Annotated in this window: 15 protein-coding genes; 8 read left to right on the top strand and 7 right to left on the bottom strand. The window is 66.0% G+C overall.

Going from position 1 to position 15,881, the window contains the following annotated elements; translation table 11 throughout:
- Positions 1-95: 95 nt before the first annotated feature.
- A complete protein-coding gene (locus IFT55_RS07935) occupies positions 96-2,768 on the top strand; it encodes a glycoside hydrolase family 3 C-terminal domain-containing protein (RefSeq protein ID WP_192090864.1) in 2,673 nt (890 codons plus the stop codon).
- Between the two features lie 73 nt (positions 2,769-2,841).
- Positions 2,842-3,294, top strand: a complete 453-nt coding sequence (locus tag IFT55_RS07930; RefSeq protein WP_192090862.1) for a GFA family protein — start codon at positions 2,842-2,844, stop codon at positions 3,292-3,294.
- Positions 3,295-3,347: 53 nt separating this feature from the next.
- Here the strand turns inward: IFT55_RS07930 and IFT55_RS07925 are convergent, their stop codons facing one another.
- The 4 genes from IFT55_RS07925 to IFT55_RS07910 form a co-directional block, all read right to left on the bottom strand.
- Positions 3,348-3,533, bottom strand: a complete 186-nt coding sequence (locus tag IFT55_RS07925; RefSeq protein WP_192090860.1) for a hypothetical protein — start codon at positions 3,531-3,533, stop codon at positions 3,348-3,350.
- Positions 3,534-3,582: 49 nt separating this feature from the next.
- Positions 3,583-4,002 carry a BLUF domain-containing protein gene (locus IFT55_RS07920; protein ID WP_249403697.1) on the bottom strand — a complete coding sequence of 140 codons (420 nt, stop codon included), beginning with the start codon at positions 4,000-4,002 and terminating at the stop codon, positions 3,583-3,585.
- 57 nt (positions 4,003-4,059) lie between these two features.
- The gene (locus IFT55_RS07915) at positions 4,060-4,200 is read right to left on the bottom strand and encodes a hypothetical protein (protein ID WP_192090856.1); all 141 of its coding nucleotides are present in this window, start codon (positions 4,198-4,200) and stop codon (positions 4,060-4,062) included.
- Positions 4,201-4,293: 93 nt separating this feature from the next.
- Positions 4,294-5,058, bottom strand: coding sequence for a hypothetical protein (locus IFT55_RS07910; RefSeq protein ID WP_192090854.1), 765 nt, complete (start codon positions 5,056-5,058; stop codon positions 4,294-4,296).
- 343 nt (positions 5,059-5,401) lie between these two features.
- Here IFT55_RS07910 and IFT55_RS07905 point away from each other — a divergent pair, with 343 nt between their 5' ends.
- From IFT55_RS07905 to IFT55_RS07895, 3 genes are all read left to right on the top strand, one after another.
- Positions 5,402-6,340 (top strand): NAD(P)/FAD-dependent oxidoreductase, encoded by a 939-nt coding sequence (locus tag IFT55_RS07905; RefSeq protein ID WP_192090852.1) that lies wholly within the window; start codon positions 5,402-5,404, stop codon positions 6,338-6,340.
- Between the two features lie 101 nt (positions 6,341-6,441).
- The gene (locus IFT55_RS07900) at positions 6,442-6,732 is read left to right on the top strand and encodes a hypothetical protein (RefSeq protein WP_192090850.1); all 291 of its coding nucleotides are present in this window, start codon (positions 6,442-6,444) and stop codon (positions 6,730-6,732) included.
- Positions 6,733-6,736: 4 nt separating this feature from the next.
- Positions 6,737-7,027 carry a DUF1488 family protein gene (locus tag IFT55_RS07895; protein WP_192090848.1) on the top strand — a complete coding sequence of 97 codons (291 nt, stop codon included), beginning with the start codon at positions 6,737-6,739 and terminating at the stop codon, positions 7,025-7,027.
- A 51-nt stretch (positions 7,028-7,078) separates the two neighbouring features.
- Here IFT55_RS07895 and IFT55_RS07890 read toward each other — a convergent pair whose 3' ends face one another.
- Complete coding sequence (locus IFT55_RS07890; protein ID WP_197976374.1) at positions 7,079-7,843, bottom strand: ZIP family metal transporter; 765 nt, start codon at positions 7,841-7,843, stop codon at positions 7,079-7,081.
- Between the two features lie 282 nt (positions 7,844-8,125).
- Between IFT55_RS07890 and IFT55_RS07885 the strand changes: the two genes are divergently transcribed.
- Positions 8,126-8,380 carry a hypothetical protein gene (locus tag IFT55_RS07885; protein WP_192090846.1) on the top strand — a complete coding sequence of 85 codons (255 nt, stop codon included), beginning with the start codon at positions 8,126-8,128 and terminating at the stop codon, positions 8,378-8,380.
- A 125-nt stretch (positions 8,381-8,505) separates the two neighbouring features.
- On the opposite strand, the gene IFT55_RS07880 is transcribed toward IFT55_RS07885, so the two are convergent.
- Positions 8,506-8,664 (bottom strand): hypothetical protein, encoded by a 159-nt coding sequence (locus IFT55_RS07880; protein ID WP_192090844.1) that lies wholly within the window; start codon positions 8,662-8,664, stop codon positions 8,506-8,508.
- Positions 8,665-8,932: 268 nt separating this feature from the next.
- Here IFT55_RS07880 and IFT55_RS07875 point away from each other — a divergent pair, with 268 nt between their 5' ends.
- Positions 8,933-10,939 (top strand): SGNH hydrolase domain-containing protein, encoded by a 2,007-nt coding sequence (locus IFT55_RS07875; RefSeq protein ID WP_192090842.1) that lies wholly within the window; start codon positions 8,933-8,935, stop codon positions 10,937-10,939.
- Between the two features lie 188 nt (positions 10,940-11,127).
- Here the strand turns inward: IFT55_RS07875 and IFT55_RS07870 are convergent, their stop codons facing one another.
- Positions 11,128-11,397, bottom strand: a complete 270-nt coding sequence (locus IFT55_RS07870; RefSeq protein WP_192090840.1) for a hypothetical protein — start codon at positions 11,395-11,397, stop codon at positions 11,128-11,130.
- 596 nt (positions 11,398-11,993) lie between these two features.
- Here IFT55_RS07870 and IFT55_RS07865 point away from each other — a divergent pair.
- Positions 11,994-15,647 carry a lamin tail domain-containing protein gene (locus IFT55_RS07865; RefSeq protein WP_192090838.1) on the top strand — a complete coding sequence of 1,218 codons (3,654 nt, stop codon included), beginning with the start codon at positions 11,994-11,996 and terminating at the stop codon, positions 15,645-15,647.
- Positions 15,648-15,881: the final 234 nt, after the last annotated feature.

Here is a 15,881-nt window from a genome sequence, read left to right as displayed (position 1 = left end):
AATCATCATGACAGTATTAAAAGCTTGAAATATCGGCTGTTTCGCGACTTGCTGCCACGAAATCATTCGATGCGAGCGACGATGGAGAGCGGGATATGACGAAACCGGCGGATCGGCAGCGACACCGGACCTTCCGTCGGGCCATCCTGCCCTGTGTCCTTCTCACCGCCACGCTGCTCCCGGCGTCGGCCGGGATCGCGACCGGCAAGCCCGATGGCCGAACCGAACTCGATCGCAGCATCGACGATGCCGAGCGCCGCGCCGCCGCGCTGGTGGCACGGATGACCCTGGCCGAGAAGGCGGGCCAGATCCGGCATGACGCGCCCGCGATCGCGCGGCTGGGCGTTCCGGCGTACAACTGGTGGAGCGAGGGGCTGCACGGCGTCGCCCGTGCGGGGGAGGCGACCGTGTTCCCGCAGGCGATCGGCATGGCCGCCACATGGGACGTGCCGTTGATCCAGCGTACCGCCGATGTGATCGCGACCGAATTCCGGGCCAAATACCGGGCGTCGGTGGGGGGCGACGGCAGCGTCGCACAGTATCGCGGGCTGACGGTCTGGTCGCCCAACATCAACATCTTCCGCGACCCGCGGTGGGGCAGGGGGCAGGAGACGTGGGGGGAGGACCCGTATCTGACCGCGCGGTTCGGCGTCGCGTTCATCCGGGGGTTGCAGGGCGACGATCCGCGGATGCTCAAGACGCTGGCCGCCGTGAAGCATTTCGCCGTCCATAGCGGCCCCGAAGCCGACCGGCATCGCGACGACATCCACCCGAGCGCGTATGATCTGGAAGATACCTATCTGCCCGCGTTCCGCGCAGCGGTGACCGAAGGTCGGCCGGAGGGACTGATGTGCGCCTATAACGCCATCGACGGCGTTCCCGCCTGCGCATCGCCGCTGATCGAAACGCGAGTGCGCGGCGTATGGGGGTTTCGCGGGCATGTGGTGTCGGATTGCGCGGCGATCGCCGATATCTTCAAACCTGATGCGCATCACTGGGTCGCGACGCCCGAACAGGCGGTGGCGGCAGCGATCAAGGCGGGCACCGACCTGTTCTGCGCCGAATTCGGGCTGAACAAATCGAACGACCCGGCGGTGATCGTGCGCGCGGTCGAACGTGGGCTGCTTTCCAAAGCGACGCTCGACCGCGCCGTCGTCCGGTTGATGGCGGCACGCATGCGGCTGGGACTGGTCGGGTCGGGCGGGCCGTCGCGCTGGTCGGCGATCCGCGCGACCGATTTCGACACGCCGGAACATGCCGCGCTTGCCGACGAGGTCGCACGCGGGTCCATGGTGTTGTTGAAGAACGATGGCCTTCTGCCCCTGAAGGCAGCGCCGCGACGCATCGCGGTGATCGGACCGAATGCCGACAGCGTCGACGCGTTGGTCGGCAACTATAACGGCACGCCATCGCGGCCGGTGACGGTGCTGGCCGGCCTGCGCGAGCGCTTTCCCGACGCGACGATCGACTATGTCGAGGGCACCGGCCTGACCGGCGCGCCGTTCAAGGGGGTGCCGGGCGCCATGCTTTGCGTCGATGCCGCCTGCACCGCGCGTGGCGTCCGCATGGAGGTGTTCGACACGCCGGCCATGTCGGGCGCGCCCGCGCGGCAGGCGATCGTCCCCGACGCGGCGTTCGGCTGGGGCCGTCCGACGCGCGAGGAACGCGACGGTGCCGTCCGCTGGAGCGGCTGGCTGAACCCGACCACCGACAGCGCCTATCGTTTTCAGGTCAGCGGCTTCGATGGATATCGGGTAAAGATCGACGGACGCGACGTCGCCGATGCGTGGGACCCGGCCAAACCCGAAACCATCGTCGATCGCGAAATTCCGCTTCGCGCGGGAAAACCGGTCCGGCTGATCGTCGAGGCCCGGCAAAAGGGCGGCCGGGGGGATCAGCGCCTGTTGTGGAGCGGTGCGGAGGTGCGCGAAAGCGCGGCGGTCGCGGCGGGCCGGGCGGCGGACCTGATCGTGTTCGTCGGTGGCCTTACGTCCAAGCTGGAAGGTGAGGAGATGCGCGTCAATGCGCCGGGTTTCGCTGGCGGCGACCGCACCAGCCTCGACCTGCCCGGACCGCAGCACGCATTGCTGGAACGGTTGCACGCCACCGGGAAACCGGTGGTGCTGGTATCGATGAGCGGTAGCGCGCTGGCGCTCAACTGGGCGGACCGGCATGTGCCGGCGATCATCCAGGCATGGTATCCGGGCGGCACCGGCGGCCGCGCGGTCGCAGGACTGATCGCGGGCGACTTCAATCCGTCGGGGCGTCTGCCGGTCACCTTCTATCGAACGGCGGACGATCTGCCGCCGTTCTGGGACTATGGCATGGCTGGCCGGACCTACCGCTACTTCCGCGGCGAACCATTATATCCGTTCGGATATGGATTGAGCTTCACCCGATTTACCTATGGCACGCCGAAATTGGGGACGTCGTCGATCCGCGCCGGACAGTCGATGCAGGTCGCCGTCGACGTCCGCAATAGCGGGCCGCGCGACGGGGACGAAGTCGTGCAGCTGTACGTCGCGCGTGCCGGCACGGACGCTCCGGTCCGGTCGCTGAAGGGCTTTCAGAAGATCCGATTGCGACGCGGCGAACAACGAACGGTGACGTTCACGCTGGATCACGACGCACTCGCTGTCGTCGATGCGCAGGGAGGGCGATCCGTCCCCCTCGGCAGAACCGAACTATGGGTCGGAGGAGGGCAGCCGGGACAGCGCACCGGCCTGATACCCGCCGCCGGACAACGCGCGACATTCGATATCCGCTAGGCAGGAGGCGATCCATGATTTCGGACGCGCCTGCACCGCACCATCGCGGCAGGCAGGATTTCGGGAGGTGCGAATGCAGGAAAGCGTGACAGGCGGCTGCCAATGCGGCCGGGTGCGGTATGCGGTCGTGATCGACAGCGACGACGCCTATTTATGTCATTGCCGGATGTGCCAGCGGGCGACGGGCGGCGTATCGATCGCGTTCAAGGCCGTGGCACGTGCCGACCTGACATGGACGACGCGTGAGCCGGATCGCTTCGCATCTTCGCCGATTGCCCATCGCGGTTTTTGTGCCGCGTGCGGAACGCCGCTGACGTTCGAGTTCGCGGACGACAATGCGACCGGGCTGGACCTGACAGTCGGCAGTTTCGACGAACCCTATCGCTTTCGACCGACCAGCCATTTCGCGATCGAAAGCTGGCATCGCGACTGGCTGGATACCCGCGACCTGCCGGGCAAGCGCAGCGCGGACAATCCGTCGACGCGAGATCGCTGGATGAAAATCGTCGGCAAATTGCCGGACTGAACCGGTGCGCCGCCGGTCGGCTGCCGGCCGCCGTTGAGAGCCTCTCTCCGCCCCTAACCGCGGCGCTTGCCCGGCGTGCCGGTATGGACCGGCGTGGCGCTGATGTTTTCTAGCTTGGCCAGCAGATCGTCGAACGAACTGTCGTTCTGCACCGGGAACATGCGGGTGAAGCCATTACCCAGCACCGCCAGATCCCGTTCGGTCAGCAATCCCACTGCTACGATCCTGTCCGATGCCACGCCTGTTCTCCTGTGGTGGCATCAACCGATCAGAAACAGATCGGTGCCTTCACGACGAAGAAACGTCTGATGGCGACCCGGATCCATCGAAAAAATAGTGATGGAAGTCGGGATTGAACTGCTCCAGCCTGCGACGCAGCCGCCACACCGAGTCATCCGACGGATGGGCGGGATCGCGCAACTCCATGCTCCAGTACGCAAAGTCGCGCTCGGGCACCAGATGATCGCTGATGACCGTCACGTCGGTGTGACGTGGGTCCGGCCGGATGCGCTCGAACGCGGCGGCGACGCTGTCCTCGGAGCCTTCGAGCACCTGAAGGAACGAGTGGCCGTCGAACAGCATCAGGCCGGTGATACCGTCGATGCCGTTGTTGCGCTTGGCCGACGCGAGGATCGGTCCGATATCGACACCGGGCACGGCACGGCTGTGATAGAATATCTGGCGAAGTTGTCTGTCCTGCACCGTCATGTCGTATGCCACCCGGTCGTGGAGCGCAACGTCGACTATTCTATAGTTCCAAGCGGCTTAACTTGGATGCGCCGCACTGTCGCGCTGCGCGTCGTCGTCCTCGGTCGGGACCGGTGCGGCGTTTTGCACGGCATGGTCGTCACGGTGGCCGGTGTCCGCCCTGTCGCCGTCGGTTCCGATCGTCTTGTCGTCTGGCATGGTCGATCTCCTCGATCGGTCAAACGAGCGATCCGTCGAAAAGGGCGCAACCCCGATGTCGCGTCGATTGCCGCCGGCTTTACGACTGCGGCGTCACGGATAGGCGTCGTTGCCGCTGTACTTGAGTTCGAGATACCGGCCCTGCACCGCGATCCCGTCGAGCGTGACCCGCTCCAGCTGATCGGTTGCGGAGGCGAGTTCCGCGTCGATCAGTTGCAGGCCGTTCAGCAGATGGCCGTCGGGTGTCTTGCCATCGGCATGAACCGCGTGCCGCGCCGAAAGCGGCACGTTGCGCCAGTTTTCGACCAGCGCGGGCAGTTCCACCGCGATCAGCGTACGGATGGATGCGGCGGCGGGACTGCGCGGGTCGAGCCGTGCAAGCTGCGGTGCCAAACCGTCCAGCCGGTGGCCGATGGCATCGATGCGTTGCAGCGCGGGTGCCGGCAAACCGCGCCGTTGCGCGGCGAGCCAGACGGCGGCTTCTTCCGCAAGGCCGGGTAGCGGGGCCTGCGACAGGGCTTCGCGCCCCGGCGTACGCGGATCGGCGCGCGCGAAGACCAGCATGGTCAGGAACAGCATCAGCGCGGATGCCAGCGCGATCGCGACGCCCGCCGGCGCGATGGTGCCGATCAGTGCCCATGCCAGCATCGCCGCGATCGCCGCCATGGCCAGCCGGGCGAGCAACCGCTTCTGCCGCCGTGCCTTCGCTTCGCGTTCGCGGCGTGCCTGCTCGCGGCCTTCGGGCGACATGCGTCGAAGCAGTTCCTCGGCGCGGGTCAGCCCGACATCGGCGATGCCGGCCGCGACGTTGCGTGCACGGTGGATCATCGGTTCGAGCGGACCTGGAACGTCGTTCATGCGGTAATGATGACGTTTCTCGCATGCGGGGTCCATCGGTTATGCGCATACCGATCGCTTGCCGACGGTGACCGGCGACCTTTGCACGGGATCGCCATCCGGCGGCATCGGCCCCGTCGTGTCGTCTCTTCCGCCCGTTCCATGGCCCGGTTGTCGGCGTCCTGCGACTTGATCGGACATCCCCCTCACCCGTGCGCAACCGGGTTGCCCGATTGTTTCCGGTCCGGCGGGTTCCCGACGTGTCCGCACCCGGCGGGCACTATCCGTGGTGCGTTGCGTTCGATGCCGTTCGGGCAACCGCCACGCCAGTCGGCTGGGCAGGAGGTCAGGTTGGGGGAATAGCATGCGGATCGGAATCATCGGCGCCGGGATGGCGGGACTGTCGTGCGCACACGCGCTGCAACGGCAGGGACATCGGCCCATCCTGTTCGACAAGGGGCGGGGGCCGGGTGGCCGAATGTCGACCCGCCGGATCGATACGCTGCAGGGCGAAGCCTCGTTCGACCACGGCGCACAATATTGCACGGCGCGTGATCCGGCGTTCGTGGCGCAGGTCGAGCGTTGGGCGCAGGACGGCCATGCCGTACGCTGGTCGCCCGCCGGTGCCGATGCGTGGGTCGGAACGCCGGCGATGAACGCGCCGATCCGGGCGATGGCGGACGATTGCGACGTCCGGTGGAACACGGCCATCGACCGCCTGCACCGTGACGGCGACGGCTGGCGGATCGGTGACGTGCGGTTCGACGCGGCGATCGTCGCGGTGCCGGCCGAACAGGTCGCGCCGCTGGTCGCGGAGCATGACGGCGGATTGGCCGAGGCCGCGCGTTCTTCGATTTCCGATCCGTGCTGGACCGTCATGGCGGCGTTCGCGGGTCGGGTGCCGATCGATCGGGATCGGCATACCGATATCGGCATCATCGGGTCCGCCGTCCGCAACTCGGCCAAGCCGGAGCGGAGCGGCCCCGAGGCATGGGTGCTTCAGGCGAGCGCGGAGTGGTCGCGCGTGCATCTCGAAGACGACCGGGACGAGGTCGAACGGACGCTCCTCGCGGCGTTCGCGCAGCATGGCGGCGTCGCACTGCCGGCCGTCCTCGCCACCAGTGTGCATCGCTGGCGCTATGCAAAGGCTGCCATGCCCGAACGCGGCCCATCGGAATGCGGTGCGTTCTGGAATGGCGACCTGCGGCTGGGCGCGGCAGGCGACTGGTTCCTCGGACCACGGATCGAGGCGGCGTGGCTGTCGGGGCATCGGCTCGCCGCGTTGATATCCGGCGACCGGTAGCGGACGTTCCGCCGCTCTATTCCGGCACCGGCGATGCGGCTTGGCGATCCGCCGCCGGGGGGTGTAGATACCGGTACGCCATCGACCGAAAGTGAGACGTCATGACCGAAGCAACCTGGGGCGAGGGCGCGAAAACGCCCGGGATCGACTGGCGGATGAGCGCTGCGCTGGAGAATGTGCCGCGTGGCGACACCGATGTGGCCGAGGTCACCAGTCTCGAAGGCGCGGTGCGGGCGTGGATGGCGCTCGACACCGCGCACCGGACCGCCGCCACGCTGACGACCGAGCATGGTGTGCAGATCGATGGTGTTTCGAACCAGAGCTTTGCCGGCGAAGGCATTGCGGTGCTGGCGGAGCGCCTGCCCCCGCGCGCCGCTGCAGAACAGGACTGACCCGATGCCGCGCGCCAGCGTACGCTTCGAAACGCGGGACTATGCATGGGTCGCCGAGCGCGACAGCGTGGGGTTCATGGGCATGACCGATTTCGGCGAGGTGGAGTTTCTGATCACCGCCGACGCGCTGGCCGAACTGCACGATCCCGAACTGGACGGCATCGATCCCGAAACCGCCATGGAAGTGTTTGTCGAACGTGAAACCGACATTCACCGCATCGCCCGGCGAGAGTTCGTTAAACGTCTGGGCGGGGAGCCGCCGATCCTTTTGACGTCGGCGGATCTCGACGACTGAGTCACGGCATCGCCGGGCCGGACGTGGTGGGTCCGGTTCGACCCGGCGACCCTATGCCAGTTTCGACAGGCCAAAGGCGGTCAGGAACCCGAAAACGGCGATCAGTCCGGCGAAATCATGTGTTCCCTCGAATGCTTCGGGGGCCATGGTGTCGATGATCATCGCCAGAATGGCACCGGCCGCGACGCCCTGCACGGCGGCGAGCACCTGTGGCGATGCGCCATCGAACAGGGTGAAGCCCGCGAACGAGGACAGCCCGGCCACCAACGCGATACCGGCCCACAGGGCGAAGACGAAGCCTGCGGACTTTCCTTCGTGCCGTGCGCCTGCGGCACTCGACAGACCTTCGGGCAGATTGGACAGGAAGACCGCGGCGACCGCGACCCATCCGATCGCGCCGCCCGCCAGAAGGCTGGTGCCGATCACGATCGATTCCGGCACGCCGTCGATCAACGCGCCCAGCGCCAGCGACGCGCTGTTGCCCGTCGGCGCGACCGCATCATGCTGCTTTCTGGATGCCGCGTCCGATCGCTTGCGATGACGCGCGCCGTGAGCGGCCAGCGCGAAGTTCAGCGCCGTGTACACCGTCGCGCCGGAAACGAATCCGATACCGACTGCCAGAAATCCACCCTGTTTCCACGCCTCGTCCATCAGTTCGAACGACAGGGCGGAGATCAGCACGCCCGAACCGAACGCCATGATCCCGGCCACGGCCTTGCGCGGCATCGCCACGAACCAGCCGATCGCCGCACCGATCAGCAGGGCGGAGCCACTCAACAGGCCCCACAGGCCAGCCTGAATCGACAGTGGAATCATGACGTCTCCGATCCTCGCCGCGTGGATAGCCGCCGCCCGTCGCGACGAGGCGTCGGTAGGCATGGAACGGGCCCGTGCCCGGCATCAGGTACGACGTTCGCACGACCCGTTCGTTTCCTGGCGGTCAACGCACCGTCACCGCCGCGCTTGCGACGTCCGGTTCTTCGTCGGGAAGGGCGCGATTCCGGTCGCCATATCAACGGGATATGTTCGAAGCGTCTATGTTTGGAGGGAACGTCGGACGGACGCGCGGGTTCATCCGTGCTGCCAACGGAGATTGACATGGACATAGCCGTCACCACCCTTGCCGAGCGCGTTGCCCGCACGCTGGCCGGACTGGATCACAGCGCGAATGCGGCGGGGTTCGAACCGTCCGCCTCCGCCAGCGTCGACGAAACCTGGCGTGCCTATCTTCCGCAGGCGGACGCGGTTCTGCGGACCATCCGCGAACCTTCGGAGCCGATGGCAGCGATCGGAGATGTCGCGATCTGGTCCGCGATGATCGATGCCGCGATCGGCGAATCGGAACGGATCTGATCGCTGTCCGGCAGGGGGTAGCCGTGCTGCCTGAACTGGCCGTCCGTTCGTCCGGGCCGGGCACGGCATGTTCGCTTCGGTCAGAGCGACCGGTGGCCGATCGCCCGCTCCCATATGGATCATGCTCAGGGATGCGGGATATGGAAGCGCGCCCGATCCCCCTCGTCGGATACGCCGGCCGGTGCCCTGCTGAAGGTCGCGACAGCGGACTGGGCGATCAAAACCCCACCAGCAATGATCAAACCGGCAATCATCTTCCAGTACGTATCGAAAACCTTCCGCATGCATCCGCCCCCGCGATACGACGCTTGGCGCCGGTCAGCGGCCGGTGCGGGACGGTAGCGTAGACTGCAAGTATGCGATGGCGTGATGCCAATATTCGCACGTTAAGCGTAATTATAAATTGTCCGCGCCGTACTAAGTGCTTGAAACAATCGAATGTTATAAAAATGCGGATGTATTTTTTAAACGGATGACCCGTTAGTCTCGTCCCCGGGGAGCGTTCGGTTCTCGGGGGCGGGAAACATGCAGGATACGGAAGCGCGGTTTCGCGTGCGTCGTTCGACGCGTCGCGACGATATTCAGGGGTTGCGCGCGATCGGCGCGTTGTTGGTGGCGACGTTCCACATCTGGGTCGGACGGGTATCGGGTGGGGTCGACGTGTTCTTCGTCGTGTCCGGGTTCCTGTTGGTGGGATCGATGATCCGCGAAGTGCGCAGCAGCGGCCGGGTCGATGTCGTCGCGTTCCTTGCGCGGCTGGTCAAAAGGTTGCTGCCCGCATCGTTGTTCGTGATCGCGATCGTACTGGCATCGGCCCCGTTCTGGATGCCCGCCACCCGCTGGGCACCGCACATGGTCCATGTCATCGCATCGACCTTCTATGTCGAGAACTGGTATCTCGCATGGTCGGCGGTCGACTATCTCGCCCGCGACGAAGTCGCCAGTCCGCTCCAGCATTATTGGGCAATGTCGGCGCAGGTGCAGGCGCTGATCCTGTTGTGCCTGATCCTCGCCGCGACCGCATGGATCGTACGCGGTACGCCCGAACGGCGGGCGCGGATGGTGGTGACGGTGCTGGCGACGGCGTTCGTCCTGTCGTTCGCCTATTCGGTATATGCGACCGCGACCAACCAGCCGGTCGCCTACTTCAACACTTTCGCCCGGATGTGGGAATTCGCGCTGGGCGGGCTGGTGTCGGTCGTTCTTGCCCGCGTCGAACTTGGGCGCACGACCGCGTTGATCGGGGGCTGGATCGGGCTGTCGCTGGTGCTCAGCTGCGGTATCCTGCTGAAAGTATCGACCATTTTTCCGGGCTATGCCGCCTTGTGGCCGACGATGGGCGCGGCGCTGGTCCTGCTGTGCGGTCAGGGGGATCACCGGTTCGGCGTCGGCCGGCTGCTGTCGATCAAGCCGCTCAACTGGATCGGCGGCATCTCCTACGCGCTGTATCTGTGGCACTGGCCGCTGCTCATCGCCTACCTCACGCTCGCCTATCAGACGCATGCGTCGTTCGCTGCGGGGGCGGGGATTCTTGCCGCGTCGGTGCTGCTGGCGTGGGCGACCACCCGCTTCGTCGAACGTCCGTTCGGCAAGGTGCGCGAGGACCGGCCGTGGCGCACGATCGCGGTCGGGGCGGCTGCCGTCGCCCTGATCGTCGCGGGCGATGGCGGCTGGCGCATGCGCACCGCGCAGGCGGTGGGGGCGGACAAGCTCGCTGCGCCCGACCCGGTTCGGTATCCCGGTGCCGCAGTGTTCGACCGGGCGTGGTTCGCCAGCGACGGCCGCGTGCCGATCAAGCCCGGTCCGTTGTGGATGAAGCGCGACGTATCGCCGCTTTACGCCAAGAAATGTCATCAGGAAATCGATCGGGCAAAGGTCATCACCTGCTCGTTCGGCGATCCGAAGGCGGCGCACGTGCTTGCGCTCGTCGGCGGGTCGCACAGCGCGCATTATTTCGTGGCGATCGAACCGATCGTGACCGCGCGCGGCTGGCGTCTGGTCACCTTCACCAAAAGCGGATGCATCTTCGCGGCACCACGCGCCGAAAAGTCGCGCTCCGGGCGGTCGTGCGCGCGCTGGAACGACAACGTGATGCGGGACCTGCTCCGGCTGCGCCCCGACGTCGTGTTCACGACGGCCACGCACGGGAAGGATGGCACCGACGAGCATGTGCTGCCCCGGTTCGTCGATCGCTGGAACAGGCTGAACGCGGCGGGCGTGCACGTGGCGGCCATTCGCGACAATCCATGGTTTGCGAACGACGTGCCTGAATGCGTGCAGATCAACGGCCCGGACGACGCGCAATGTACCATCGCACGATCGGCCGCCTTCGCCGCGGCAAACCCGCTCGCGCGCACGCACCATGACCCGAAGGTGCATTTCATCGACCTGACCGATCATCTCTGCGCTGCCACGCGCTGTCCGGTCGTTACGGGGAACATCGTCATGTATTCGGACCGCCATCACATGACGAACGCCTTCGTTCGTACGCTCACGCCGTATCTGGCGGCGAAACTCGTGCCGACGATGGCTGCGGTCGAAGCAGGCTCGGCTCGATAGGGCGATCGGACGAACGCAATGCGCCCGCATGCACGACGACGTGCGCTCTGCGCGGGGCGATAAGGTGCCGTTCTCGGCAGGTCGACGCGCGATGGGCCAAAAAAAACGGGCGCCTGCGGCGATGCAAGCGCCCGTTGGACGGAGCGGTGCCAAAGGACGAAGCCTGATGGCTGCGCGCTCCGGCGGGTTTACATTCCGTTGGACAGGTTCGTGTCCGCGTCGTGCGTCCGCATGTCTTCGGCCTGGTTTTCACCGGTGGCACGCACGGCGTCCGCTCGATTTTCGAGAAGGTCTTCGCCAGCTTCGGTATTGGCGTAGTCGGCACGATCTTCAATATTGTCGGCGACCGCTTCGGCGTTCGCTTCGATGTTGTCGGCGGCCTGCTCGCGCGGCGTCTGGTTGCACGCGGCCAGTGAGGCCAGCCCGATGGCTGCGGTCATGACAAACAGCTTCTTCAATGTCTCTCTCCCTGTGAGGATGGACGAACGCGCCAACGGCGAGGTCCGTGGCAACCATGTCGGGGGAAGTTGCCGTTGGCAACCAGCGCTTTGGCCCGTTCGTCGCTGGTCGGTCGACGGCGTCCGCCGGGCCGGACGTCGAAAGGCCGCAACCGGCCCGGCGACCGCGAACACGACATCGCAGGATAGCCCAAAGACAAGCCCCGCCCGCATGTTGATGCGGACGGGGCAAGCGCTACTGGGATAGCGATAGGTACTTAGGCGTTCTACCGAATACTTCCTTAACTTTTAGTAAACAGCCAATGTTAACATTGCTGCGTTGGTTTTGGTGCCGATTATTGCGCATCTGGTCTTGTCGGCGACGAAGGGCCAAGGCGGTGCGGCGTGCCCGTTCGTCTATCGTGCTCCGCAGGCATCGCCATATGCGCGCGGCACGGGCGACGCGGGCGGCAAGACCGTGGCCGCGAGCCGGAACGCGCGTCGACGACACGCGACTGGTCCTTTTGTCACGGCCGCGTCACGATTCCGTAATTCCCCCGACACGCGAAACTGCCACGTCCACCTGACTTGGTTAATCGTTTCGCAAAGGGTGGGTTATGGATCTGTCGAAATACGTCCGTGTCGGGCGCTATGACCTGCCCGAACCCACCCGGACCGCCGCGCCGACCGGCAACCTGCTGGGGCAGGAAGCATCGGGCATCGCGTATAACTGGGACACCGACACGCTGTTCCTGATCGGGGACGGCGGTCGTTCGATCACCGAAGTCGACAAATCGGGAAAGCTGGTCAGCACGATGACGCTGGGTGCCGGCGACAGTCCGCAAGGTACGGCGTTCTACGATCCCGAAGGCATCACCTATGTCGGCAACGGCCAGTTCGTCTTTACCGAAGAACGCGACCGCAACGCCGTGCTCATCACCTATGAAGCCGGCGCGACCAAGGGGCGCGGCGATGCGCAGATCGCCAATCTCGGCACGTTCGTGAACAATATCGGCCTCGAAGGGCTGAGCTACGATCCGCTGACCCGGGGCTTCATCTTCGTCAAGGAAGCCGGCCCGATCGGCATTTTCCAGACGACGATCGACTTCGCGACCAATAGCGCCAGCAACGGTTCGGCCACGACCGAAAATTCGACCAACCTGTTCGATCCCGCGCTGCTCGGCCTGTCCGACGTGGCCGACGTCTTCGCGCTGTCGAACATCCCGGCGTTCGCCGGCACCGCCGACGAAGGCAATCTGTTGGTCATCAGCCAGGAAGAAGGCAGGATCATCAAGGTCGATCGCGCCGGCAACGTGCTGAGCGAACTGGTCATCCAGACCGATGCAGGCAATCCGCTGGGCGTCGCCGATCAGCAGCATGAAGGCATCACGGTCGACCGCAACGGATTCATCTATGTCGTGAACGAGAATGGCGGAGGAAATGCCGATCGTCCGCAGCTATGGATCTATGCCCCGGCCGATTTCCCCAACGCCGCGCCGACCGCGCTCACGCTGGGCAACGCGCTGGCATCGATCGACGAAAACACCGCCAGTGCGCAACGGTTGAAGGTCGCCGACGTGCTGGTCGGCGACGACGGCATCGGCGTGAACGCGCTGGCCGTCACCGGCACGGACGCGGCATTCTTCGAAGTCGACTCGACCGGTCTCTACCTCAAGGCCGGCACCCGGCTCGATTTCGAGAGCAAGGCCAGCTACGCGGTCACGGTCACGGTCGACGACGCGAATGTCGGCGGGGCGATCGACGCCAGCGTCGATTATGTCCTGAACGTCGCCGACGTGACCGACGAAACGACCGCGCCGACGCTGTTCATCTCGGAAATCGCGCCGTGGTCGAGCGGCAACAGCCCGGTCGCGGCCGACTGGTTCGAAGTCACGAACAACGGTGCCGCCGCGATCGACATCGGCGGGTGGCGGATGGACGACAATTCGGCGCAGTTCGGCAATGCGCGCCTGTTGACCGGCATCGAATCGATCGGTGCCGGTGAATCGGTGATCTTCTTCGAAACCGCCGATCTGGCCGCGACGACGGCGGCGTTCGTCGACGCGTGGTTCGGCGGAACCGCCCCGGCGGGCATCCGGTTCGGGGCCTATACCGGGTCGGGCGTCGGGCTAAGCTCGAATGGCGATCAGGTGAACCTGTACGACGCAGGCGGCGAACTGCGCGCGAGCGTCACCTTCGGCGCGTCGCCCGCCGCCAGTCCGTTCGCGACGTTCAACAATGCTGGTGCCGTCAACAATGGCGACGTCACCGCGTTGAGCGAAGCGGGCGAGAACGGCGCGGTACTGGTCGGCAGCGGCACCACCGCCGCGATCGGATCGCCCGGCACGGTCGGCAAATTGTTCGTATCCGAAGTCGCGCCATGGGCCAGCGGCGACAGCCCGGTCGGAGCCGACTGGTTCGAAGTCACCAACACCACCGGTCTCGACATCGACGTCACCGGATGGAAGGTCGACGACAATTCGCAGTCGCCGATCGCCGCGGTCGCGCTGTCCGGCGTCGAAGCGATCGGTGCCGGTGAATCGGTGATCTTCGTCAACGGCGGCGCGATCGAAGTGCGCGCGTTCGTCGACACATGGTTCGGCGGCACGCTTCCGACCGGAATCCAGATCGGCACCTATGGCGGGTCGGGCATCGGGCTGAGCACCGGTGGCGATCAGGTCAATCTGTACGACACCACCAACACGCTGCGCGCCAGCGTCGCCTTCGGTGCGTCGACCGGGCGTCCGTCGCTCGCCACGTTCGACAATGCCGCCGGGATCAACGGTGCGATCGCGCAGACCAGCGTCGGCGGCACCAATGGTGCCTATCAGATCGTCACCGCCGACAGCACCGAAACCGGATCGCCCGGTGCGATCCGTACCCGCGTGGACGACGACAATGCCGCACCGACCGCGATCGCCCTCGCCAATCCGGTGAACGCGATCGACGAGAACGGCAGCACGCTGACCCGCATCAAGGTCGCCGACATCGCCGTCACCGACGACGGGCGCGGCAGCAATGCGCTGGGCGTACGCGGTGCCGATGCGAGCTTCTTCGAAGTCGACGCGACCGGCCTGTACCTGAAAGCCGGCACCGTTCTCGATTTCGAGACGAAGACGCAGTACGTCGTCACGGTCACGGTCGACGATGCGACGGTCGGCACCGCGCCCGACGCAGCCACCGATTTCGTGCTGAGCGTCCGCGACATCGTGAACGAGGGCAACGGTCCGGCGATCCGCATCACCGAAATCGCTCCATGGTCCAGCGGCGACAGTCCGGTCGGTGCCGACTGGTTCGAACTGACCAATATGTCCGACGCGACGGTCGACATTGCCGGCTGGCGCGTCGACGACGATTCGACCAGTTTTGCGGCATCGGTCGCGCTGAACGGAGTCGGCAGCATCGCCGCCGGCCAGTCGGTCATCTTCCTGCAGACGGCGGACCTTGCCGCGACCAGCAAGGCGTTCGTCGACAACTGGTTCGGGGGTCAGGCACCGCAGGGGATCATTTTCGGCAGCTATACCGGATCGGGCATCGGCCTGAGCGGCAGTGGCGACGCGGTGGTCCTGTTCGACGCCGCCGGCGGGGTCGCGGCCAACGTGACCTTCGGCGCGTCGACGGGCCTGCCCGCGCTGGCGACGTTCGACAATGCCGCCGGGCGGAACAACGCGCTGCTGACCACGCTGGCGGTCGCCGGGGTCGACGGTGCGTTCACGATCGTCAACGGCGCAGGCGACAGCGAGACCGGATCGCCGGGCTACACCGCTCCCGCCCGGATCGTCGGCAGTGCGACCAACGATACGCTGACTGGCAGCGTCCTTGCCGACATCATCGAAGGGCGCGCGGGCAACGACATTCTGTCCGGCATGGGCGGCAACGACTGGCTGATCGGCGGGGCCGGGTCCGATACGATGCGCGGCGGCGCCGGTGCCGACGTGTTCTTCTTTTCGGCGTCCGACAACGCCGCCGCACAGTCGCGCGGGGCGACCGCCGCGCTGGACCGCATTGCCGACTTTTCGGTCGAGGACGTGCTGGTCACCGACGTCGCGCTGTTCGACAGCGACGACAACGGGATCGTCACCTTCGGCGGCAACCGGTTGCTCGACCTGACCGGTGGCGGCAGGGTCGACATCGTCGACGTCACCGGCCGGCGGGTCACCGCGCTGGAATTCGACGGCATCTGGCGCGACGAAGCTACCGGGATCGACCATTTCGTCTACAGCCTTGCGGGTTCGGCAGCCGGGCTGGCATCGCTGGACGCGGCCGGTTGATCGAGTTGCATACGGCCTGATCCGCGCGGCGGCCTCGAACCGGTTTCGAGGTCGCCATGTTGCCGGTACGGTAGGGGCGTCGATCCGCAGCCGATAGCGGCGGCGGACGCGTGCGCCCCCGCACGAACGACAGCAGGCACGGCCGTTTCCGCGGCGCTGGCCCATTCCTTGCGTCGCGACCATAGCATTGCCGGCCGCACCGCTCTACGCGGGCACGGCACGCAAGGGATCCGG

The sequence above is a fragment of the Sphingomonas sp. CFBP 13720 genome (assembly GCF_014842075.1).
Taxonomy (GTDB): domain Bacteria; phylum Pseudomonadota; class Alphaproteobacteria; order Sphingomonadales; family Sphingomonadaceae; genus Sphingomonas.
This window is presented reverse-complemented; position numbering and strand designations above follow the sequence as displayed.